This is a genomic window from Dactylosporangium sp. CA-139066, from assembly GCF_050936175.1.
Classification (GTDB): Bacteria; Actinomycetota; Actinomycetes; order Mycobacteriales; family Micromonosporaceae; genus Dactylosporangium.
Map to the genome: position 1 here is coordinate 5,833,699 of NZ_JBNJNH010000001.1, position 22,328 is coordinate 5,856,026.

20 protein-coding genes are annotated in these 22,328 nt (G+C 73.6%); 13 read left to right on the forward strand and 7 right to left on the reverse strand.

Annotation, left to right across the window (positions count from 1 at the left end; genetic code table 11):
- Positions 1-30: 30 nt before the first annotated feature.
- Both ACQEVU_RS26750 and ACQEVU_RS26755 read left to right on the forward strand, forming a co-directional pair.
- On the forward strand, positions 31-249 hold the full coding sequence (locus tag ACQEVU_RS26750) for a hypothetical protein (RefSeq protein WP_433328120.1): 219 nt from the start codon (positions 31-33) through the stop codon (positions 247-249).
- Between the two features lies 1 nt (position 250).
- A complete protein-coding gene (locus ACQEVU_RS26755) occupies positions 251-940 on the forward strand; it encodes a DUF4386 domain-containing protein (protein WP_433328122.1) in 690 nt (229 codons plus the stop codon).
- Between the two features lie 183 nt (positions 941-1,123).
- Here the strand turns inward: ACQEVU_RS26755 and ACQEVU_RS26760 are convergent, their stop codons facing one another.
- Positions 1,124-2,209 carry a sensor histidine kinase gene (locus ACQEVU_RS26760; RefSeq protein ID WP_433328124.1) on the reverse strand — a complete coding sequence of 362 codons (1,086 nt, stop codon included), beginning with the start codon at positions 2,207-2,209 and terminating at the stop codon, positions 1,124-1,126.
- Positions 2,206-2,859 (reverse strand): response regulator transcription factor, encoded by a 654-nt coding sequence (locus tag ACQEVU_RS26765; protein ID WP_433328126.1) that lies wholly within the window; start codon positions 2,857-2,859, stop codon positions 2,206-2,208. The genes ACQEVU_RS26760 and ACQEVU_RS26765 overlap by 4 nt, the downstream gene beginning before the upstream one ends.
- A gap of 113 nt (positions 2,860-2,972) precedes the next feature.
- On the opposite strand from ACQEVU_RS26765, the gene ACQEVU_RS26770 reads away from it, so the two are divergent.
- From ACQEVU_RS26770 to ACQEVU_RS26795, 6 genes are all read left to right on the forward strand, one after another.
- Positions 2,973-3,299 (forward strand): hypothetical protein, encoded by a 327-nt coding sequence (locus ACQEVU_RS26770; protein ID WP_433328128.1) that lies wholly within the window; start codon positions 2,973-2,975, stop codon positions 3,297-3,299.
- A gap of 375 nt (positions 3,300-3,674) precedes the next feature.
- Positions 3,675-4,829 carry a hypothetical protein gene (locus ACQEVU_RS26775; RefSeq protein WP_433328130.1) on the forward strand — a complete coding sequence of 385 codons (1,155 nt, stop codon included), beginning with the start codon at positions 3,675-3,677 and terminating at the stop codon, positions 4,827-4,829.
- A complete protein-coding gene (locus tag ACQEVU_RS26780) occupies positions 4,820-6,136 on the forward strand; it encodes a hypothetical protein (RefSeq protein ID WP_433328132.1) in 1,317 nt (438 codons plus the stop codon). Before ACQEVU_RS26775 ends, ACQEVU_RS26780 begins: the two co-directional genes overlap by 10 nt.
- The gene (locus ACQEVU_RS26785; protein ID WP_433328134.1) at positions 6,133-7,458 is read left to right on the forward strand and encodes a hypothetical protein; all 1,326 of its coding nucleotides are present in this window, start codon (positions 6,133-6,135) and stop codon (positions 7,456-7,458) included. The genes ACQEVU_RS26780 and ACQEVU_RS26785 overlap by 4 nt, the downstream gene beginning before the upstream one ends.
- Positions 7,455-9,254, forward strand: coding sequence for a VWA domain-containing protein (locus tag ACQEVU_RS26790; protein ID WP_433328136.1), 1,800 nt, complete (start codon positions 7,455-7,457; stop codon positions 9,252-9,254). The genes ACQEVU_RS26785 and ACQEVU_RS26790 overlap by 4 nt, the downstream gene beginning before the upstream one ends.
- A 6-nt stretch (positions 9,255-9,260) precedes the next feature.
- The gene (locus ACQEVU_RS26795; RefSeq protein WP_433328138.1) at positions 9,261-11,102 is read left to right on the forward strand and encodes a protein kinase domain-containing protein; all 1,842 of its coding nucleotides are present in this window, start codon (positions 9,261-9,263) and stop codon (positions 11,100-11,102) included.
- Here ACQEVU_RS26795 and ACQEVU_RS26800 read toward each other — a convergent pair.
- Positions 11,092-11,661, reverse strand: coding sequence for a GNAT family N-acetyltransferase (locus ACQEVU_RS26800; protein WP_433328140.1), 570 nt, complete (start codon positions 11,659-11,661; stop codon positions 11,092-11,094). The genes ACQEVU_RS26795 and ACQEVU_RS26800 overlap by 11 nt on opposite strands.
- Before the next feature lie 94 nt (positions 11,662-11,755).
- Here ACQEVU_RS26800 and ACQEVU_RS26805 point away from each other — a divergent pair, with 94 nt between their 5' ends.
- Together ACQEVU_RS26805 and ACQEVU_RS26810 are read left to right on the forward strand one after the other, a co-directional pair.
- The gene (locus ACQEVU_RS26805; protein ID WP_433328142.1) at positions 11,756-12,820 is read left to right on the forward strand and encodes a serine hydrolase domain-containing protein; all 1,065 of its coding nucleotides are present in this window, start codon (positions 11,756-11,758) and stop codon (positions 12,818-12,820) included.
- Positions 12,817-12,945 carry a hypothetical protein gene (locus ACQEVU_RS26810; protein ID WP_433328144.1) on the forward strand — a complete coding sequence of 43 codons (129 nt, stop codon included), beginning with the start codon at positions 12,817-12,819 and terminating at the stop codon, positions 12,943-12,945. Before ACQEVU_RS26805 ends, ACQEVU_RS26810 begins: the two co-directional genes overlap by 4 nt.
- 188 nt (positions 12,946-13,133) lie before the next feature.
- Here ACQEVU_RS26810 and ACQEVU_RS26815 read toward each other — a convergent pair whose 3' ends face one another.
- Positions 13,134-13,997 carry a DNA-3-methyladenine glycosylase family protein gene (locus ACQEVU_RS26815; RefSeq protein ID WP_433328146.1) on the reverse strand — a complete coding sequence of 288 codons (864 nt, stop codon included), beginning with the start codon at positions 13,995-13,997 and terminating at the stop codon, positions 13,134-13,136.
- Between the two features lie 64 nt (positions 13,998-14,061).
- On the opposite strand from ACQEVU_RS26815, the gene ACQEVU_RS26820 reads away from it, so the two are divergent.
- The gene (locus ACQEVU_RS26820; protein ID WP_433328148.1) at positions 14,062-14,994 is read left to right on the forward strand and encodes a helix-turn-helix transcriptional regulator; all 933 of its coding nucleotides are present in this window, start codon (positions 14,062-14,064) and stop codon (positions 14,992-14,994) included.
- Between the two features lie 97 nt (positions 14,995-15,091).
- Here the strand turns inward: ACQEVU_RS26820 and ACQEVU_RS26825 are convergent, their stop codons facing one another.
- Both ACQEVU_RS26825 and ACQEVU_RS26830 read right to left on the reverse strand, forming a co-directional pair.
- Positions 15,092-17,371, reverse strand: a complete 2,280-nt coding sequence (locus ACQEVU_RS26825; RefSeq protein ID WP_433328150.1) for a glycosyl hydrolase family 18 protein — start codon at positions 17,369-17,371, stop codon at positions 15,092-15,094.
- 83 nt (positions 17,372-17,454) lie between these two features.
- Positions 17,455-18,051, reverse strand: coding sequence for a TetR/AcrR family transcriptional regulator (locus ACQEVU_RS26830; RefSeq protein ID WP_433328152.1), 597 nt, complete (start codon positions 18,049-18,051; stop codon positions 17,455-17,457).
- A 24-nt stretch (positions 18,052-18,075) separates the two neighbouring features.
- Here ACQEVU_RS26830 and ACQEVU_RS26835 point away from each other — a divergent pair, with 24 nt between their 5' ends.
- On the forward strand, positions 18,076-18,435 hold the full coding sequence (locus ACQEVU_RS26835; RefSeq protein ID WP_433328154.1) for a cytoplasmic protein: 360 nt from the start codon (positions 18,076-18,078) through the stop codon (positions 18,433-18,435).
- 10 nt (positions 18,436-18,445) lie between these two features.
- Positions 18,446-18,850, forward strand: coding sequence for a VOC family protein (locus ACQEVU_RS26840; RefSeq protein ID WP_433328156.1), 405 nt, complete (start codon positions 18,446-18,448; stop codon positions 18,848-18,850).
- 62 nt (positions 18,851-18,912) lie between these two features.
- On the opposite strand, the gene ACQEVU_RS26845 is transcribed toward ACQEVU_RS26840, so the two are convergent.
- Positions 18,913-21,969, reverse strand: a complete 3,057-nt coding sequence (locus tag ACQEVU_RS26845) for a hypothetical protein (protein WP_433328158.1) — start codon at positions 21,967-21,969, stop codon at positions 18,913-18,915.
- Positions 21,970-22,328 lie beyond the last annotated feature (359 nt).

Consider the following 22,328-nt stretch of genomic DNA (forward strand, 5'->3'; position numbering starts at 1 on the left):
GTGCTCCCACCCAACGGTGAAGGGAGCGCCATGCGGTACGAGATCCGGGTCAAGGGACGGCTCGAGCCCCGCTGGCAGGCGTGGTTCGACGGGATGACCCTGACGACCGGCGCCGACGGCGTCACCGCCATCGAGGGGCCCGTCGTGGACCAGGCCGCGCTGTACGGCCTGCTGCACACGCTGCGCGACATCGGGCTGCCCCTGCTGTCCGTCGTGCCTGCCGATCCCTCCCAACCGCAAGGAGCCTGAGTTGAGCCCGCGAAAGACCGCGCTGCTCGGCGGCGTCTTCTACCTCGTCACGTTCGCCGCGTCGTTCCCGGCCCTGTTCCTGCTCGGCCCGATCCTGGACGACCCCCGGTACATCCTGAGCGCCGGCGCCGACGGCCGGGTGACCCTCGGCGCGGTCCTCGACATCGTCAACGCCCTGGCCTGCGTCGGCACCGCCGTGTCGCTGTTCCCGGTGGTCCGCCGCCAGGACGAGGCGACGGCGCTCGGCTTCGTCACGTCCCGCGTCCTCGAGGCGGCGACCATCATGATCGGCGTCATCGCGCTGCTGGCCGTCATCTCGCTGCGCCAGGACCTGCACACCGCCACCGGCGCCGAGGCCGACGCCCTGGTCGGCACCGGCCGCGCCCTGGTGACGGTGCGCAACTGGACGTTCCTGCTCGGCCCGAGCCTCATGGCGTCGCTGAACGCGCTGCTGCTGGGGTCGCTGATGTACCGCTCCCGGCTGGTGCCGCGCTTCATCCCCACAATGGGCCTGATCGGCGGGCCGCTGCTGCTGCTGTCCACAATCGCGGTCCTGTTCGGCGCCTTCGATCAGGTCTCCCCGATCTCGGCGGTCGCGACCCTGCCGGTGGCCGCGTGGGAGCTGTCGGTCGGCGTGTACCTGACCTTCAAGGGCTTCCGCCCCTCCTCGCCGGTCCTCGCCCCGGCCTGATCGCGGCCGGGCACGCCTCCGGCGGCAGCCGGGCGGCGGGCGAGGACGGCGTCGGCCGGGTCCGTCCAGCACGCGTCGGACGGGTCCCCGCCGCCGGTCGTCCAGGCGACCTGGGCGGCGGTGAGGCCCGCCTTCCCGGCGAACGCGGCGGCGTGGATGCGTCAACGAAGTCTGCGTATCACGTCACGATGTGAACGTGACGGTCACGTCGAGTCCGCCCTGTGGGAGGGGCCGGACGTCCAGAGCGCCGTGGTGAGCATCGATGATCGCGGCAACGATCGACAGGCCGAGCCCGAGGCCGTCACTGGTGGACCTTCTGTCATTGCCCAAGCGTTGAAAGGGCTCCAGAAGCATTGGTACCTGGGCGGGCGGGATCACCGGGCCGCTGTTGGAGATCCTCAGGGTGGGCCGGCCGGACTGCACGCCGGTAGTCACGCTGATCCAGCCGTCGGGGACGTTGTGCCGCACGGCGTTGTCCAGCAGGTTCTCGACGAGGCGCTCGATCAGGGCTCGGTCGCCGGACGTGGCTGCCGGATGCAGTGCGGATTCGATCCGGAGGCCGGGATCGCCGCCCTGGGTGAGGGTGTGCCTGGTGACCGTCGCCAAGTCGACCCGCTGCCGCTGGTGCAGGCCCTGCTGACTTCGTGCCAGGGTCAGCAACGCCTCGATGAGGTGCTCCTGCTGCCTGCCGGCGACCAGCACGCGTCCCAGGACGGCCCGCAGCGACGGGGCGTCGGCCTGCGGGTCGGCGAGGGCGACCTCCGCCAAGGTGTGCTGCAGCGTCAACGGCGTGCGCAACTCATGGGAAGCGTTGGCGATGAACCGCCGCTGCGCGGTGAACGCGGCCTGCAGTCGATCCAGCAACTCGTCGAAGGTATCGGCCAGCTTCTTGAGCTCGTCGTCGGGCCCGGACACGGCCAGACGCCGGTCGAGCCGGTCGGCCGAAATCCGCCGGACGGTGGCCGTCATGTCAGCCACCGGCCGCAGTGCTCGCCCCGCCATCACCCAGCCGATGCATATCGCGGCCGACGCCATGACCGCCAACGCAACCAGCGAATTGACCAGCAGCCGACGCAATGTCTCGGCCTGCTGCCCATGCGCTGCGACCTCCGGCGATGCGGATGCGCCGGGCGGCGCCGGAGCGGCCGGTGGCGTCGGGAAGGGCGAGTACGCGACCAGGACGTAGATGAGGGCAACCAGCAGGACCCCGGCCGCCAGGAACAGGCCGCCGTAGATCAGCGCAAGCCGCAGCCGTATCGACTGTCTCATATCCGGTACCCCGCCTGCGGGACCGTTTCGATCAGCGGGGGGTCGCCGAGCTTGCGGCGTAGCCGGCTGATCGTCACCTTCACCGTCTGGGTGAATGGGTCGGCGAACTCGTCCCAACACTGCTCCAGCAGTTGCTCGGCGGAGATCACGGCACCCCCGGCGGCCAGCAGCAGCTCCAATACGGCGAACTCCTTGGGAGTCAACGGCAGCCGGTGGCCGTCGCGGGTGGCCACTCGGGTCGCTGGGTCCAGGCGCAGGTCGCTGTGGACGAGTACCGGCGGGACCGCCGTCTGCGATCGTCTTGCCAGTGCCCGGATGCGAGCGACCAGTTCAGCAAAGGCGAACGGCTTGGACAGGTAGTCATCGGCGCCGATGCCCAGCCCGGTCACCTTGTCGTCGGTCGTTCCCGCCGCGGTGAGCATCAGCACCCGCGCCGGATAGCCCCGGTCGACCAGCGATCTGCACACCTCATCGCCGTGCCGGCCGGGTAGGTCCCGGTCGAGAATCACGACGTCGTAATGGTTCACCGAGGTTCGCTGCAGCGCGGCGTGACCGTCGAGCACCACGTCGACGGCCATGCCCTCGCGGCGCAGCCCCGCGGCTACCGTGTGGGCCAGTTCCTCGTGGTCCTCGACGATCAGCACCCTCATGATCCCCTCATCATGCTCGGTTCCCGGTTACAGCGAGGTAACCGCCGCTGTTCCCGTCCCGCAACCGGACCTCTGATTCGCTGGCGGCAGTCACCGACAGAGAGGAAACCACTATGCGCGGCTCAACGATCAGGAACTCCATCCTCGCCTCGGCATTGCTCGCCGCCGGTCTCGGGTTGGGTGGGTGCAAGACCGCCGCCGACGCGAGCACACAGGACACCCGGCCGTTCGTCGCCTGCATGCGCTCACACGGCCTGCCCGACTTTCCCGAGGTCACCGTCTCCTCCGACGGGTTGGTCAATTTCGACATCAGGAATGAGCGGGTCGATGCCCGGTCCGAGAAGTACGGCGCGGCGGTCAACGCGTGCCAGTCGCTGCTGCCCGACGGCACCAGGCTGCCGGGCGCGCCCGCAGCGCCGGTTGCCCCTTCGCTGCCGTAACAGGGACGCCCGCGCCAACGCGCCGCCGCTGCGGCGGCGCTCAGAACCGCAACCCGCCGCGCCCCACCCGACGCACCAACCGCCGCCCGCGCGACCTCGTCACCGCCGTGACCAGCAGTTACCCCGGCAATGCAATGATCCTGCTGCGCACACCACCTCGGGATTGACGTGAAGCGTCTCGTGCAATTGTCTGACGCTTTCATTCGGGTCGTGCACACGTCGGTGACGAAATACGCGGGGAATACCCCGGCATTGGCGCCCGGCATCGCCGCAGCATGAGCTTCCGGCCTTTCGCCAGGCCGGATGCCAGCCGGTGAAATTCTTGCGCCGAACGTCTCATTCGTTCCGGCTATGCCATCGGGATACGGTCGGCGAATGGGTACGACCGCCGGTGGCGGCGCAATAGTCGACGTCTCGAACGTCTGCTGGTCAGCCGAAATTCCGCCCGCCGATCCAGGGAGGGCCCGGCCGAATCTCGACCGTCTCGACGCGGTGGTGCGCGCCTGGCGCGCGGCGCACGGGGCGGCGGCGCCGCTGCGGCTGGTCGCCGACCGGTCGCTGCCGCACTACCTGTCGGCGGCCGACCGGCGGCGCTGGCCGCGGCTCGCGCGGGAGTTCGAGATCACCTCCGTGCCGGTCGCCGACGAGCTGATCCTGCGCGAGGCCGAGGCGAACGGCTGGACGGTGCTCAGCCGCGACCGGTTCCTGGACCACCGCCCCGAGCACCCGTGGATCGAACGGCATCCGGAGCGGTTCCTGAGCTGGCGGTGGGGGGCCGGCGGGCTGGCCTTCGTGCCGTCCGGCGTGCGCCCCGAGGCGCGCCAGGTCGTGTCGCGCATGCGGGAGCTCAAGCACCTGCAGTGCGCCGGGCTCGACCCGCGCCGGCACCGCGACGTGCTGCGGACCCGGTGGCGCTGCGCCACCGGGGGCTGCGCGCAGGGCGAGCATCCGCTCGGCGAGCTGCTGCTGTGGCCGGCGGTCGACCGGGCCGGCGGGGCGCACTGCCCGGTGTGCGAGAGCACGCTGGTGCCGCTCGGCCCGCGGGCCCTGGTCCGGCAGCTCGTGATCGGCACCGCCGACGGCGGCGCGGAGCTGCTGCGGCTGCCGATCGAGGCCGACGCTCCCCTGCTGCTCGGGCGCGGCCGCAGCCCGGGCGTCGACCTGGAGAGCATGCCGGAGCCGCCGCCGCGGATCGGCCGGCTGAGCCGGCAGCACCTGCTGCTCAGCCTCGACGGCTCCGGCGGGCTGAGCGCGGTGGACCTCGGCGCGACCAACGGCACGACGCTGGTGCGCATGCGCGCCGACGCCACGCGGCTGCTCCCCGACCGGCCGGTGGTCGTCGGCGGCACCGACCATCTCCTGCTCGCCGGGGTGCTGCGGGTCTACCTGTCGGGCCGCCGGTTCCTGGCCGCCGGCGAGACCGGCGCGCTCGAGACCGGGCAGGAGCCACCGGCACACGCCACGGCCGGCGCGACCAAGGTGACCGAGATCGGCCCGGCGGCCGGTGGAGAGGACAGCCCGTGCTCCTGAACGTCACGCGGATCGGCGCGCTGCGCCAGCTGGTCCACAAGGGCTTCGCGGTCGTGGAGGGCGATCCCGCCCCGGCCTCCGGCCACCACGGCGTGACGCTGCACACCCGGCCCGGCGCGCCGCCCGGCCTGTGGCACGCGAGCACGCCGCTGACCTGGCTCGGCAGCCAGGAGAGCCGCGCCCGGTGGGCCGGCAGCCTGGCGGGCGCCCTGAGCGAGGCGGCGCGCCGCGCCGTGCTGCTGCCGGCGGCCACGACCACCGAGATCGGCGGCGCCCGGGTGGTCGCGCCGACCGGCGACGACGTCCACGTCGTCGAGGTCGCCTCGACCGGCGAGCAGGAGGTGCTGTGCAACCTGGTCCGGGAGCACGTCCCGCTGCTCATCGCGCTGGCCGGGCGGGCCGATCCGGGCGGCTCGGCGGTCGACGGGTCGCACCGGCTCGCCGGGTCGCGCGAGCACATCGCCGCCCGCTACCTCGCCTCGACGTCGCCGCGGCACCTCTCGCGGGTCGAGGCCGAGCTGCGCCGCGCCGACGGGATCGCCCAGATCGCGTGGATGGACGTGTTCCCGGGCCGCGAGCCGGACGGGACGCTGACCGTGACCGTGCGGTGCGTCGACGCGGCCGCGAGCCTGGCCACCACGCGGGCCCACGCCGTCCTCGTCGGCGCGCTGGCGCTGCGGGCCCGGCGGCTGGTGCGCGACGGGCGCCGGCTGGGCAACGTCCCCCAGGAGCTGCTGGAGCGCAACCGTGTCCGCGTGATCGCCCGCGGCCTGCGCGCGCGGCTCGCGGTCGACGCGCCGCCCGCCGGGCCGCGGGAGCGGGGCCAGCGCGGCGCGCCGCCGCGCGAGGCCGCCGCCCCCGAGCCGGTGCCGGCCCGGACCCAGCTGCGCCGGTTCCTGGAGCAGACGCTCTCGATCGAGCTGGACAACCTCGGCGCCACGCCCGAGGAGCTCTTCCCCGTCGTGGCCCCGATCGACCTGCCCGACCTGGGCCTGTCGCACATCGCCACCGAGGACTCGCTGCTGCGCGCGTGGGCGGCGCAGCAGCGGGCCGGGTTCGCCGGCACGGCCGCGCGGGCCCTGCTCGACCCGGGCGCCGGCGGCCCGCTGCTGCAGGCCGCCCGGCAGGTCGCGCCCGGCCGCACCGGCCTGCTGCTGGACGAGTGGGCGGCCATCGTCGCGGCCCGCCGCGGCGCCGGCGACAACCCGCCGAGCCGGGCCCCGAGCCAGCGAACCCCAGACCGCCGAAGCCGGCCCGGGCGCACCGGCCGGGCGCCCTCGAACCAGAACGGGAGTGCGGCGCGATGACGATGCCGGACCTCGACGTGGTCGTCGACGCGCGGCAGTGGCCGGTCGACCTCGCCGAGCCGAAGCGGATCGGCGAGCTGTGGACGATGATCGAGGACGCGATCCGGGGCCGCGACCTCGGTGACGGGCCCACGCTCACGCTCGACCATCCCGACGGCGCGGTGCGGGTCGGGCTGGTGTGGAGCCGCCTCGGCGGCCGCCCGGTGGTCGGCCCGGACACGACGTTCCAGATCGTCAACCTCATGGAGCGGCCCCGGATCCGGTACCGCTGCAAGGAGTGCGCCGCGGCGGGCCGGACCGAGTACGGCGCGTTCACCTGCCGCGACTGCGGCTCGGCCGAGCGCGACAACCGGCTGTGCGACGACCACGTGCGCATCCTCGACGGCGCCCTGATCGCCACCTGCGCGCAGCACGCGCCCGCCTGCGCCGAATGCGGGCGGGCGGCCACCTTCCGGTGCGGCGGCCAGCGCTGCCAGCGCCGCCGGGCCCACTGCGACAGCCACCGCCGCGCCCACCCGCACGACCCGGACGTGAGCTACTGCCCCGAGTGCTACGACGTGCAGTTCCCCAGCTGCGAGCGGCCCGGCTGCACGAACGTCGGCGTGGCCCGCTGCGAGATCACCGACGAGCGGCACAACGCCTGCGGCGCCCGCGCGTGCGGCCTGCACATCCGGCGCTGGCAGGTGTTCGGGGGCGAGCGGCTCGGGCTCGGGCTGTGCCGCCGGCACGCGCAGGCGCTGCCCGGCTACCCGCCCGACTGGCTGATCGAACAGATCGTCGCGGGCGCGTGCGTCCGCGCGGCGACCCGCCGCCGCGACGCCGAGCCGCTGCCGAGCCTGCGCGGCTTCGCGCACAGCCTGCGCCGGCGTGGGCACGAGGAGCTGGCGCTGAACTTCCGGTGGATCCACCGGACGCTCGGCGGGCTGGAGCGGGCGGCGGGCCCCTACGCCCAGGCGCTGCAGGAGCGGCGGCAGGGCGCCGGGCGGTACCGCACCCGCAAGGGCTGGGACGCCGAGCTCGGCGAGATCGAGATCGGCGAGGGCCGCGGCCGGCAGCTGGTCGAGCGGCTGCGCGAGCTGGTGCGCTGGACGCTGCGGCGTGACGGCCCGGCGATCGCGGCGGCGCTGGAGCTGGCGGACTTCAACCCGGCCCGGGAGGTGCGCGGCCAGATGCGCCCGGCCCTGCTGTTCGTGCGGCTGCCGGAGCACTACCGCGGCCTGTTCAAGGCGCACAGCCGGCAGTTCGCCGAGTCGCTGTCGGCGCACGAGCCCGGCGGGGTCATGATCCGGATCGAGGGGGACATGCGAGGCGGTCGCCGATGATGAGCTCGCAGGACCATCGCGTCGTCGCCGTGCCGCCCCGCGGCCTGGTGCGCGGCCAGCACGTCGGCGTGCCCGCGGCCGGGCCGGACGGTCCCGCCGTGCTGAGCGTCGCCGGCGGCCGCACGCTGGCCGTCGTCGCGCACCGGCAGCTCGACGTCCCGGCCGGGGTGCTGGCCGTCGGCGAGGACCTGCGCGACGAGGCGAACCTGCAGGAGGGGACGCAGTGGCGGCTCGAACCGCGGGCCGCCGTCGACGCGGGCCGAATCGTGCTGGAGCTGTCGACCGAGCGCCGGCCCGAGGACGTCGCCGACGACATCGCCGGCGCCGGCCTGGTCGGCACCGTGCTGTGGGTGCCGGCGGCCGAGGACGACCTGTGGCTGGACGTCGCCGACGTGCCGTACCGGGTGCTGCAGGTCGACGTCGCGCCCGCGCGCAACGTCCTGGCGCGCATCGGGCCGCGCACCGTCGTGGAGCTCTTCGCGCCGGGCGTGCGGGCCGGCGTCGACATCGTGGTCCTGGCCGACTGCAGCGGCTCGATGCAGGTCGACGACATCCCCGTGCCCCGGGAGTCGATGCGGGCGCTGCGCGGGCAGCAGCACATGACCCGGATGGAGGCGCTGCAGGAGGCGCTGCTGGACCTGCTCGCGGTGCGGCTGCAGGTCGCCGGGCGGATCTCGCGCATCGCGCTGGTGTCGTTCGAGCACACGACGGAGGTCCGCTTCCCCCGCGGCGGCGGCATGGCCCAGCTCGACGCCAGCGCGCCGCCCGAGGTCATCAGCCAGTTCCGCGAGGCCGTCAGCCTGCTGCGGCCCCGCGGCGGCACCGCCATCGGCAACGCCCTGCACGCGGCCGGCGACCTGCTGTACCAGCACGGGCACCAGGGCAACGAGCGGCTCGTGGTGCTGGTCAGCGACGGCGCCGAGTGGGCGCCGACCGGCGACCTCGGCACCGGCGAGATCATCGACGCGGAGTCCGAGCCGGTCAGCATGATGGAGCACCTGCACACGCAGATGGGCATCCGGCTGCACGCGATCGGCCTGAGCACCCGCGAGCTGTTCCTGCGCCGCTACGCCCACCGGCCCGGCATCACCCCCGACCACGAGCTGCTCGAGGAGCTGGTGAAGGTCGGCGGCGGGGACCCCACCACGATCGGCGGCCTGGAGGTGCTCGCCGAGTACTTCTCCGGCGTCGGCGCCGGCATCACCCACCGGGTGCGCCGGGCGCTGTCCACGCCGCCGCGCATGGTCCTGGACGAGCAGGCGCGGCGCATCCTGCACGACAGCGGCCGCGCCGGCGTGCCCGCGACCGGCGTGCTCGAGCACGTCGAGGCCTTCGGCCGGGCGCTCACCCGGGCCGAGGCGGCCGCGCCGCGGGTGCTGGCCGCGTCGCTGCTGACCCGGCGCGACAGCGGCATGCGGGCGATGCGGGAGCTGCAGTCGGCGACGTCGGAGGGCGAGTTCCTGACCCGGATGCGCCGGGTGCCGCGGCTGCTGCGGCCCATGGCGCAGTCGCCGCAGCCCGGCGCGGTCCGCGAGCTGGAGGCGCTGCTCGAGCAGCTGCAGGCCATGCTCGCCGCGGACCCGGCCGACCTCGACGGCGTCGCGCGGGTCTGCGCCGCCCGCGGCACCGCGCCCGGCGCGCTGGTGACCGCCGTCGCCGTCACGCTCACCGCCCTGCTGCAGCGGGTGGCCGAGGAGCTGGAGCGGATGCCGGCCCGCGAGGCGGGCGGCGCCGGCGCCGCCCCGCCGCCGCGCCGGCCGGCGCCGACCGAGGTCGGCTTCACGGTGCGGGACTGATCGGCGATGACGCCGCCGCCGCGCACCGAACCGGCGCCCGACCCGCCCGACCTCGACCCGGCCGGCCGGCCCGGGTGGTACGTCGGGGAGTCCGAGGTGTCGCAGTACCAGCTCGTCCGGCGGGTGCACAGCGGCGGCGAGGGGGTGCTGTGGCAGGCGACCCGCACCCAGGACGGCGCGTCTCGGCCCTGGGCGGTCAAGGTGCTGCTCGCCGAGCACATCGACCGCACCGACGACGAGACGCGCCGCCAGTCGCTGGAGCGCTGGCACCGCACCTGGGACGAGACCATCGAGCGGACCGTCGCGCTGCGCTCGATCCCCGGGATCGTGCCAGTGGTCCGCGTCCTGATCGGGCCGGTCCCGCACCGCTTCCGGCAGGCCCCGCCGGGCTCGCCGCTGACCCTGTACCTCGTGACGCCCTGGGTCGACGGCCAGAACCTCGCCGAGTGGCGGCGCAGCGACCGGCGCGCCCCGCAGGAGGTGCGCGACGTCGTGGTGCAGCTGTGCCGGCTGGTCGACGACGTCGCCGCGGCGGGCCTGGTACACCGCGACATCTCCCCCGGCAACGTCATGGTCGGCGCCGACGGCCGCGTCAACCTCGTCGACTTCGCGTTCATGCGCCCCACCGGCGCGGTCACCCGCCGCATCGCCACCGAGGGCTTCACGGCCCCGGAGCTCGACATCGACCCCGCCAACGACCGGTACTCGGTCGGCGCCGTCGTCCACCACCTGCTGACCGGCGCCGCGCCCGCGGCCGGCCGGGCCGCGCCCGCATCCGCGCGGCGCCAGCTCGTCGACCGCGGCTTCTCCCCCGCGCTGGCCGAGCACGTGACCCGGCTGCTGGACGCCGAACCGGCCGCCCGGCCCGCCCCGCTGTCGGACTGGGCCGGCACGTTCGCGCAGCTGCTCGACGCGCCCGCCGAGCGGGCCACGTACCGCGACCTCGCGCTGGCCGCCGACGCCTACGGCGGCACGGTGCTGGCCGGCGCCGGCGGCGGCGCGGTGGCGACCGGGCGGCTCTCGCCGACGATGTACCCGGCCCTGCGCCGCGACACCGCCGGGCCCACGGGGGTCGCCGCGGTGTCGGCGGCGCGCCGCGGCAACGGCACCGTCGCCCTGGCCGCCGGCACCGACGGCGGCGAGCTGTGGCTGCGGCCCGACGACTGCTGGCTGCGGGTCGACGGGATCGTCGCCGCCGGACCCGTGCGGCTGGCCGGGTGCGGCGACGGTTCGGTGCGCGCCTTCGTCGTCGACGACCGCGACCGGCTGGCGGCGGTCACGATCCCGCTCGCCGGCGCGGCCACCGTCGCCCGCTTCGACGCCGGCCTGCGCCGCGTGCTCGCCGCCTGCGAGGGCCCGGACGGCGCGCCGGTCGTGCTCGCCGAGACCGCCGGCGGCGACGTCGTCAGCGGCACCCCGGGCCGCCTGCTCGACGTCGGCCTGTGCGGCGTCGACGCGGCCGACATCGCCGGCAACGACTGGGGCGAGCTGGTGTGCGTGGCCCTGCGCCGCGCCGACAACCGCATCGCGGTCGCCGAGACCATCGCCGGGGAGTGGGAGGAGCCGCGGTGGTCGCCGGCGCCCGCGGAGTCCGCCGACGTGGCCTGCACCGGCCACCGCAACGGCGTGACGCTCGCGGTCGCGGCGGCCAGCGGCCTGTGGGTCGGCCGGCCCGACGACGTCGCCGGGCTGACGCGGCGCTGGGCGGAGCCCACCGAGCGCGTCGTCGCCGCGTGCGGCCCCGGGTGGCGGGTCCAGGTGGCCGCGGTGGCGCAGCCCGACCCGGTGCTGTGCGAGGAGGCCGGCGCCGGCAGCTGGCCGGAGGCGGCCGTCGCGGTCAGCGGCTGACGCCCGCCTCGGACGGCCGTCCCGCCGGCTCGCCGGACAGCGGCTTGACCAGGGTCTCGAACGCCAGGTCGGCGCGGCGGGGCCGGCCGAAGCGCTCGTCGCCGTACGGGAACGGGCTGAGCTCGCCGGTGCGCCGGTAGCCGCGGCGCACATACCAGGCGATGAGCTCCTCGCGCTGCACGATCACCGTCATGCGCATCTCGGCGGTGCCCCACTGCGCGCGGGCGTACCGCTCCGCCTCGGCCAGCAGCCCCGCGCCGAGACCGCCGCGCTGGCGGCCGGGGTCGGCGGCGAACATGCCGAAGTAGGCGTAGCCGTCGCGGCGCTCGACCTGGCAGCAGGCGATCGGGGCGCCGGCGGACTCGGCGACGAGGACGGCGCCGCGCGGGTCGGCGATCGCGGCGGCCACCATCTGCGCGTCGGTGCGCTGCCCGTCGAGCAGGTCGGCCTCGGTGGTCCAGCCGGCCCGGCTGCGATCGCCGCGGTACGCGGACTGGACGAGGTCGACGAGCGCCGGCACGTCGTCGGCCGCGGCGGTGCGGTACGTCATCTGCTGCATCGGCCCATCATGCCCGGTGGTGGGGACAACCCCACCCCCGACCGGCCTGCCCGCGGGATGCCCTGCGCACCGGCGTTCGCCGAGGCTGGAGCCCATGCAGGAGCGCATCTCGAACCGCCGGACACTGCCGAAGGCCGGGGCGGCCGCGGTCGCCGCGACGATGACGGCCCCGGCCGGGCGCGCCTGGGCCGGCGAGGCCCCGGCCCGCGACCGGCTCGGCGACGAGCTGCGGGGCACGCTCGGGCACATGCACGCCCTCGGCGTCGTCGGCGCGCAGGGCCAGGTCTCGGCCGGCCCCCGCGACGTGGTGGCCCGCGCGGGCGCGGCGAGCCTGGGCGCCCCGGCGCCGATGCCGGCCGGGGGCCGGTTCCGCATCGGCAGCAACACGAAGCCCTTCGTCTCCGCGGTGGTACTGCAACTGGCCGGCGAGGGCAGGCTGTCCCTCGACGACACCGTCGAGCGCCGGCTGCCCGGCGTGGTCACCGGCAACGGCAACGACGGCCGCCGCATCACGATCCGCCAGCTGCTGCAGCACACCAGCGGCCTGTACAACTACATCCAGGACATCGCCGCCGTGCAGACCGCGCAGGAGTACCTGCGCCACCGCTACGACCACTACGACCCGGCCGCCCTCGTCGCCCTGGCGATGCGCCACGAGCCGCTGTTCGCGCCGGGCACCCACTGGTCGTACTCCAACACCAACTACGTCCTCGCCGGCATGATCATCCGCCGGGTCACCGGCCGCTCCTGGGCCGAGCAGGTCCGCGACCGCATCACCCGGCCGCTGGGCCTGCGCGACACCTACTTCCCGTACGACCACCCGTCGCTGCCGCGCTCCTCGGCCCGCGCCTACCAGCAGTTCACCCCCGGCGCCGCGCTGCTGGACGTGACCGAGCTCAACCCGACCGCCGCGGACGCGGCCGGCGGCCTGGTGAGCACCACGGCCGACCTGTGCCGCTTCTGGCGCGCACTGCAGCGCGGCGCGCTGCTGCGCCCGCCCCAGATGGCGGACCTGCACCGCACAGTGCTCGCCGAGACGTACCAGGACGTCCGCCGGGGCATGCGCTACGGCCTCGGCATCTTCTGGGTCCCGACCCGCGACGGCGGCTTCTGGGCCCACCCGGGCGACGTCCCGGCACCAGCACGTTCAACGGCGTGAGCGACTCCGGCGACCGCGCGGTCGTGCTGTACCACACCACGGCCTTCGCCGACCCGGCGACGGGCGGCACCCTCGACAGCCTCGCGATGACCCTGGTCGAGCAGGTGCTGTCGCCCGGGGCATAAATCCAACATGTCGCGGTGAGCCTTTGGCCGTATTTTTCGCCCGACAGGAGAAAAATCCGACAAGTCGCGGCGCGGAGCGCCCGACTTGTCGCAATCCTCGAGAAATATCGGCCAATGTGGACGGCGGACGTCAACTCCGGCGGTGGTGGCGGGGAGCGGACAGCGTGGTCCGCTCCCCGCCGCACGCATCAGGCCGCCATCGCGCGGTACCGCCGCTCGGTCGCGTGGATCAGCACCGAGCACCACATCCGGTACGGCGCCCACCGTTCCGCGATCCGGGCCGCCTCCGCCGGCGACGGGTCGTGCGGCAGGCCGTACAGGCGGCCGATCCCGGCCCGGGTGATCGGCTCGTCCGGCAGCGCGTCCGTGCGGCCGGCGCCGCGCAGCACGATGGCCGTGGCGAAGAAGTCGCCGATGCCGCGCAGGCGCTTCACGTCCGCGTACGCCTCGGCGAGGGGCATCGCGCGCAGGCGGGTGCGGTCCAGGCGGCCCTCGAGCGCGGCGTCGGCGATGCCGTGCAGGCGGGAGATCTTCTCCGCGTTGACGCCGGGCAGCTCGGTCAGGCGGCGCAGCACCTGTGGGGCCGGGAACGCGTGCACGGTGGCGCCCGGCAGCTCGAAGGCCTCGCCGTGCAGGCGGGCGATGCGGGCGCGGATGGCGCGGCCCTGCGTGATGCGCAGGCGGTGGGCGATGACGAACGCGCACGCCGCCTCGTACGGCGAGTGGAACAGCACCGGGCGCAGGTACGCGTGCTCAGCTTGCAGCGCGCCGATCACCGGGTCCGCCTCGCCGACGGCTGGGTAGCCGGAGCCGTCCTCGTCCAGCGACAGCGCGGCGAGGGCCTGCTGCCAGGCGCGCTCGCCCGCGGCGCCGTGCACCGTGCCCTCGACCACGTCGCCGCGCTGGTGCAGGACCACCGCGGCGGAGTGCCGCCAGCCCTCGACGGGGAAGGCCATGACGATGGAGCGGGGCTGGTCGGCGGGGCGGACCCAGCCGCCGAAGTACTCGTTCTGCCGGGCCATGTCGTAGGGGCCCGCGATTCGCGTCTGCATGCGAAGGAGCCTGCGGCGCAGAACACGACATCTGTTGTCATGTTTTCCGCGGTACCGTATCCGGATGCGCGGCGACCGGCTCCTCTCCCTCGTGCTGCTGCTCCAGGCGCGGCCCGCGGCGGCCGCGCCCGACCTCGCCGAGCGGCTCGGGGTGTCCGTGCGGACCGTGCTGCGCGACGTGGAGGCGCTCAGCGCGGCCGGCATCCCGGTCTACACCGAGCGGGGGCGCGGCGGCGGCATCCGGCTGCTCGACACCTACCGGGCGGGGCTGGCCCACCTGAGCCGGGCCGAGGGCGCCGGGCTGGCCGTCGGGCAGGCGCGGCTGGCCGGCGACCTGGGGCTCGGCGACGCCCTCGACACCGCCCTGGAGAAGCTCACCGGCGCCGGCGGGCGGGCCCTGCGCGGCGGGCTGGCCGAGGCCCGCAGCCACGTGCTCGTCGACGTCGACCCGTGGATGCGCACCGGCGAGGCGGTCCCGCACCTGCCCGCCATCCACGAGGCGCTGCTGCGGCGGCGGCGGATCTCCATGGTGTACCGCGACAGCGACGACCTCCGCGCCGAGCGCACGGTCGTCCCGGCGGGGCTCGTCGCCAAGGCCGGCGTGTGGTACCTGGTCACGGCCGAGCCGGCGCTGCTGCGCGTGGCCCGGGTCGAGTCGTGCACCGTGCTGGACGAGCCGGCGCCCCGCCCGGACGGCTTCGACCTGGAGGCGGCGTGGGCGGCGCTGCGCGAGGGCGTCGAGTCCCGCCCCCGCGACCTGCACGTGGTGGCCGAGGCCCGGCCCGAGGCGGCCGCGCTGTGCCGGCGGATGCTGCGCCGCCACCTGCGCAACCCGGCCGCCGCCGGCACCCGGCTGGAGCTGTCGTTCAACGGCGTGGACCACGCCGTCGCCGGCCTGCTCGGCTTCGGCGCCCGCGTCGAGGTGGTCGAGCCGCCCGAGGTCCGCGCCGCGCTGGGCGCGGCCGCCCTCGAGGTCGCGAAGCTGTACGACATGTGATCATTGCCCGGCGGCGGACCGCCCGGGCGGGGCGCGGGGCGCCGGCGAGCGCGCGCTGGCGCTCGCCGGCAACCCGCGGAACGGTCGCTGCTGCGGTTCAGAGTCCGGCGGACAGGGCACCCATGAGCGTGCCGTTCGCCGTGTCGCCGGACATCTCCCAGATCATGCCGCCGAGCAGGTTCTGCTGCTTGACCCAGGCCGTCTTCTGGCCGATCGACCAGGTGTCGTCGAACGTCCACCACTGGCCGTTCGGGCCGGTGTAGCAGTACGTCGACACCGACTGCGTGTCGTGGTAGACGGTGCAGCCCGGGACCATGGCCAGCAGGTTGGCGTACCCCCGCGTGCCCGCCTCCTCGGCGAACTGCCCGGGCGCGGCGCCGGTCGCGCTCTGCCACTCGCCGTTGGTCCCGGCCGGCCCGGCCGCCACGCCCTGCCAGCCGCGGCCGTAGAACGCGAAGCCGATCGTGAGCTGGCGCGGGTTGACGCCCTGGTCGGTGTACGCCTTGACGGCCCGGTCGACGGAGAACGTGAACGAGTAGGGGTCCTGGGCGTCGGCGTAGAGGTTGCCCTGGTGCCCGGTGCGGTTGGGCTCCCACGAGTTGTCGCTGCCGGCCCCGTGGAAGTCGTACCCCTGCACGTTGGCGAAGTCGAGGTAGTCGAACACGCTCGGGGTGCCGTCGGCCTTGGACACGTCCCAGCCCGCGGCCAGCTTCACCGGGTCGGCCGGCGTGAACGCGGTCAGCAGGTAGCGCTTGCCGCCGAGGGCGTCGAGCTGCCTGCGGAACTCGGCGGTCAGCGCCAGCAGGTTCGCCTTGTCCTGCGCGCCGTAGCGGTTGCCGGCGTGCCCATCGGCCCCCGGCCACTCCCAGTCGAGGTCGATGCCGTCGAAGATGCCGGCCGCGCTGCCCGGGCCGCCGGCGCCGTTGTACGTCGGCAGGTTGCCCTTGATGTACATGTCGATGCAGGAGGCCACGAACTTCTGCCGCGACGCCGGGGTGGCGGCGGCGTCGGCGAAGAACTTCGAGTACGTCCAGCCGCCGATCGAGATGAGCACCTTGAGGTTCGGGTACTTCGCCTTGAGCTTGCGCAGCTGGTTGTAGTTGCCGCGCAGCGTCTCCCAGCCGGTGTCGGCGACGCCGTCCACGGACTGCGCCGCGCTCATCGGCCGGCCGTAGTCGGCGTCGGCGTCCCCGGCGCCCGTGCCCTGGTCCGGGTCCTGGGGGTTCGCGGTGGTACCGCGGGTGACGCCCTGCAGGCACGTCAGGTTGACGGGGTCGAGGTTGGCGAACGCGTAGTTGAGGTGCGTCAGCTTCGCCGCGGCGCCGGACGTGTCGAGGTTGCGCACGAAGTACTGACGGCCGTAGATGCCCCACTGCACGAAGTACCCCACCTTGGCGTAGCTGCCGGAGCCGACCGAGTCGTCGGTCGTCACCGCCAGCGCCGCGCTGGCCGGCGAGGCGTTGTCGTAGGTGTCGCGGGCCTTGACCGTGAACGAGTAGGCGGTGAGCGGGGCGAGCCCGGTGACGGTCGCGGTGGTGGCCGTCGTCGTGGCCTTAAGAGTGCCGCCGGCGTAGATGTCGTACCCCGCGATACCGCTCGGGTCGGTCACCGCGTTCCACGCCAGGCTCACGCTGACGGCGGTCTTGCCGACCGCGCGCAGGTTGCCGGGCGCGGGCGGCGCCGTGGTGTCGTCGGCCGGGTTGAGCGTGGTGGCGCTGACGGGCGCGCTGTCGGCGGAGACGTTGCCCCGCGTGTCCTTCGCCCGGACCGTGAAGGAGTAGGACGTGTTCGGGTTGAGCCCGGTCACGGTGGCGGCCGTCCCGGTGACGCTCGTCTTGAGCGTGGTGCCCTGGTAGACGTCGTACCCGGCGATCGGGAAGTCGGTCGCCGCGGCGGCGTTCCAGGTCAGCGACACCGTCTTCGTGGTGCGGCCGCTGACCGCGAGCCCGCCGGGCACGCCCGGCGCCCGGTCGGCGCTGCCGTCGCACTTGTTGCCGTTGATGCGGCAGTTGAGCGGCGCGGTGTTGGTGCCGGTCGCGATGAACCAGAAGCTGTAGGGCTCGGTGTTCTTGCCGGCGGCGACGGTGGCGTTGTAGTGCTCGTTGGTGACCGTGACGTGGTTGCCGGTCCTGGTCACCTGCCCGTTGTAGCCCTGCCCGACGTTGAGCCCGGCGGGCACGTCGAACTCGAGCGTCCACCCCGTGATGGACGCGCTGGTGGGGTTCGTGACGATGTACTTGTCGACCCAGTAGGACCCGTAGTCGGCGGCCGAGAACGCGGCGGTAAGCCCGGCGGTGGCGGCGTCCGCACTGCCCGGCACGGCGACGGCGGTCGATACAAGGAGCAGAGTGGCGGCGAGAAGCCTGGTGGGGTGCACTCGTCCCTCCCTTAGGAAAGTTTCCTATTAGTTTCGAGTCCACCTCCGCCGCAAGTCAAGTATGTCGATGTTTTAATGATTCGTTATGGCTTGGGCGCCGGCAGGGCCTGGGCCAGCAGGGCCTGCGCCGTGCGCCGCACGGTTTCGGCGGCCTCCGCCCGGCTCTGCCCGGCGATGTCGACGAGCCAGATGAGCGTCTCGATCCCGGTCGCGGAGCGGATCGCCACGGCCAGCGCGGTGATGTCGATGTGCGGGTGGCTGTCCCGCAACGGCCGCAGCGCGTCCTCGATCCACCCGATCGCCCGCCCCTGCCGCAGGGCCGTGCGCCCCGCCTCGGGCTCGAGCGACAGCCGCAGCGAGGCGCGCAGCTGCGGCTCCCAGGCGAAGTTGTAGCGCGAGAACGCCGCCATGAAGGCATCCAGCCGGGCGACCGCGTCGGCCGGCGCGTCGTCGCCGAGCAGGCGGTCCGGCGAGATCTGGGGGTGCGCGGCGAGCAGCAGGCTGCGCTGGTTGGGGAAGTACCGGTAGGCGGTGGTCCGCGAGATCCCGGCGCGCTCGGCGGCCTCCTCGACCTGCGGCGTGCACCCCTCCCCCAGCAGCTCGCGCGTGGCCTGCACGAGCGCCTGCCGGGTCTTCGCCTTCTGCCCGGTGCGCCCGGTCGCCTCATATGGAACGCTCATCGGGCTTCATGGTACCGTGGTCCCATGGTACTGGAGTCCCATGAAGCGCTCGACCCGACGGTCAGCGACCCGGAGCACTACCGCGTGGTCTTCGAGAACGAGCGGGTGCGCGTGCTGGAGTACCGCGACGCGCCCGGCGACCGGACCCACCCGCACCGTCACCCGGACAGCGTGATGGTGACCCTGACCTCCTTCGACCGCCGCGTGTCATCGGGCGGCCGGTCGGTCGACGTGACGCTCGAGGCGGGTTCGGTCCGGTGGGTCGGCGCCCAGGAGCACACGGGCGAGAACACCGGCACGACGCCGACGCACAGCATCTTTGTCGAGCTCAAGGAGCCCGCCCCGGCGCCGCCGGCCGGCCCCGCTCGCCTCGGGCCGGGCTAGTCTGCGTCGCATGCGCATGCTGCATCCCGGGCTCCGGGTCACCGACCTGGAGCGGTCGCTCGCCTTCTACACCGCGGTCGGGTACGCGAAGGTCGGCACGGTCCCGGACACGCCGTACGGCAGCCTCACCATGCTGCAGCTCCCCGGCGACCCGTTCGTCAGCCTCGAGCTCGTCCACGACCCGGCGCGGCCGGTCACGGACATCGGCGCCGTCAACCACCTCGTGATCCAGGTCGACGACCTCGCCGCCACGATCGCCGAGCTGGCCGGCCGGGGCGTCGAGGCCGAGCCGCTCAACGACCTGGGCGGGGGCATGCGGACGTCGATGCTCACCGACCCCGACGGCTACCGCATCGAGCTCGTCCAGTGGCCGCCCGGCCACCCCGCCGGCATGTCGTCGTCCGACTTCGCCTGACCGCGCACGAGCCGTGCGGAGAAGGTCCCCGCACCGCTCGTCCGCGACGTCGTCACAGGCAGTCAGTCGTTGATGAGATCGAACTCCTCCCATTGGCCGATCGTGGTCCGGTTGGCGATCAGCGGCTGCGCGCCGGCGTTCTCGGCGGTGACGTACCGGTTGTTGGCCAGGGCCTTGAGGCTGACGCTGCCGTCGGCGTTGTTGATGAGCTGGAAGCTCTCCCACGGCCCGATCGCGGTCCGGCTGGCGATCAGCGGCTGCGCTCCCGCGTTGTCCGCGGTCACGATGAGGTTGTTCGCCCGTGAGCGCAGCGCGACGGCGCCGTTGCCCGCGTCCAGCACGTCGAACGTCTCCCACGGCCCGATGGCCGTGCGGTTGGCGATGAGCGGCTGGCTCCCCGCATTGTCGGCGCACACGTACCTGCTGTTCGCGTGCGAACGGAGGCTGATCGATGATTGCGGGTTCGCCGGGCCGGACTGCCCCGAGACCTGGAACCCGTCCAGGGTGCTGTACGTGCCGGACAGCTTGGTGACCACGACGGTGTGCGTCGCCGATGTCAGGCCGGTGGCGGTGTAGACGGCAACGTTGGAGTGTCGCGTTCCGTCGCTGGGCACGGTGCTGACCGTGGTCTGGGTGCCTCCGTCAATGCGTACACCGATGTTGCCCTGATCGGTGTTCTGCTCGCCGTAGACCTGGATGCCGGTTCCGGTGAAGGTGAACGTCGCGGTCGCCCCGTTGGCGGTGGCGTAGTGGACGTCGTCCTGGTAGTCGCCGAGGCCCCGATTGGAGGCAAGGGCGAAGTTGCTGTAGCTGATCGACGGGTCGGTGTCGTTGATGCGTTCGGATGCGACGGGCCGGCCCACGCCGATGAGCGAGGCCCGGGTGCCGGGCGTGATCGGCACGATGAGGAAGCCGCTCGACAGGCGGGTCACATTGCTGACCTGGGTGCTGCCGACGTAGACGGGCGTGCTGGACGTGAAGCCTTCGCCCGCGACCAGCACCTGCGTGACGCCGGCGGTCGGCGAGACGTAGAAGATCTGCGGGCTGCGCGCGCCGGCCGGACCCGTGCCGGCGAGGCCGGTCCCGGCGGCGGTGAGTTTGGCGTTCGGGACGACGCCGACGCCGGGGGTGTCGGCGATGGTCGTGTTCCCGCTCGCGTTCGAGTCGACCGGCGCGGCGCAGACATAGGCCTGCGCGCCGGCCGCGAAGAAGTTTCCGGTGATCCAGAAGTGGCCGGTCGAGCTGCAGCCACCCTGGGCCGCGCTGCCGGCGTGGCTGAACGCGACGTTGCCCTGCCAGTTGATCCACTCCGAGCCGGCGTCGTCGTAGTAGGTGAAGTTGGTGTTGCCGCCGTTGTACGCGATGTTCCCGGTGACCTGCAGGCCCTGCGCCAGCGTGGCCGCCGGGTCGATCGTCGTGGTGCCGGGCTGGTACACGTACTGGGCCTGATGGCCCTCGACGTAGATGGCGCCGCCGTCGCTGCGCACCGACATGTACTCGTGGATGACGTTGTTCTTGATCGTGTTGTTCTTGTTGATGTTCGTCGAATTCTGCGGCGTGCTCGCCTGGTCGACGTGGCCCTGGATGACCCCGGCGGTGATGCCGGTGTACGGCAGGTCGTACAGGTTGTTGTTCTGGATGCTCGTGCCCTGGGAGAACAGCAACGTGATGCCGCAGGCGGCGGAGTAGTCGGTGCCGATGTGGTGGATGACGTTGTTGGACACGGTGGTGTTGGTCAGAATCTCGTTGGTACCGATGGTGTCGCCGGCCACCGCCGAAGGGTTCGGCGTGCAGTTCTGCTTGATGCCCGCGGCTTGCGCGGGGTCGGTCGGGAGCGGGTCGTAGGTGCAGCCCAGCAGCAGCGCTGTCGAGGCGATGTCCGTAAATTCGTTGCTGTCGATCAGCGTGTTCGAGGCGCCGTACATGACGCTCAGGCCCGCGCCACCGAGCTCGGAGAACCGGTTGCCGGTGAGGGTGAGGTTCCTGGTGGCGGTGAACGCGATGTTGCCCAGTGGCTGGGTCAGGGCGCCCCACGGGCAGCTGCCGGCCGGGTTGGAGAACGTGCACATGCCCTGGTTGCGGGCACCGGTCATGCGCAGGTTGCTCTGGACCTCGGCGAATCCGGCGCCGGTCGACGGGCCGTTCCACGTCGCGTACGAGAACTGCAGGCCGCTGAAGGTGATGTCGTGCAGCGCAGCCGCGAGGGTGCCGGCGCCCTGGACCAGTGACTCAAGGCGCGGGAGTTCGACGTCCGCCGCCGACATCGACTGGCCGGGGCGCGGCATGTAGTACAGCGTGTTCGCGGGGCCGTCGAGGTACCACTGCCCGGGGCTGAGCAGCAGGTTCCGCGCGTTCATGATCCGGGCGGGCATGGTGTTGACAGACATCGACGGCAGGCCGCCGCTGCCCTGGCTGAACTGCGCCCGGTCCGTGACGTCGGTCCAGCACGGCTGGGTCATCGTCAACGTGCTCGAACTGGCCGAGTACGAGGCCACCCGGCACCGCGACTCCGTCCACGGGCCGTTGCCGCCGGGATAGGCGAACTCCACGTTGGCGACCTGCGCGGCGGTGAGACTGCCGAACCATGCCTTCGCGGCCGGGTCGCCTCCGATGTTGTACCCGGTCGAGGAGCCGGCCCACCCGCCGGACATGCCAAGCCCGGACGGCGTGGACTGGGCGAGCGGCGCCTGCGTACCGTCCACGTACAGCTGACGGGTGGCACTTGCCGGCGGAGTCGCCGCCGACCACACGGCGCTCGTCCCCACCTGGGTCCACCCGGTGACCCGTGTCGCGCCGGAGATGACCGGGTGCGCCCCCGGCGCCGCCGACCACACCACGGGATGGCCCGCACTGCCCGAGTCTGCGGCCCCGAACTGCCACGTGCTCGACAGCCGGTAGACGCCGTCCGCGAGCAGGACGCTGACGTCGGCGCCGGGGTTGGCCGCGAGCGAGGTCCGGACCGCACCCTGCGCACCCGGCAGCGAACACGGCGCGGCCTGTGTGCAAGCGCCTCCCGTTCCGGACGGCGAAGCGTACAGCGTCACCCCGGTGGCCGCGAGTGCCTGCACGCTGACGAACACGGCCGCCGCGGCGACGGAGACCGAACCGGCTACCGCCACCTTCCGCAGATATCGGGCAGCGGCGCCTCGACCGCCGCGGGTGGATGCGGCGGACCGCACGGTCGGGGCGGCGGCACTGGTCGTGGTCAACGCCGGGCCAAGGGCCGGGGGCAAGGCGGCCGCGCTCCGGGACACCAGCGCGGCGGGACGCCATCGGAATTGCATCGACGCTCCTCAAGACGTGAGGGAGGAAGGGATGAACCTTGTACGCCGACGTGTCGAGTAGACATTGGATGTATCGCGGTTGTCAATCGGCAATCGCCACTGAAATCGGTGGATTGCTGAACGCGCGCCCGGTAAACATCGGATCTCGCCGGGCGACCCGCACCGCCCTGCGATGACGCCCATGCCGGCGGCCA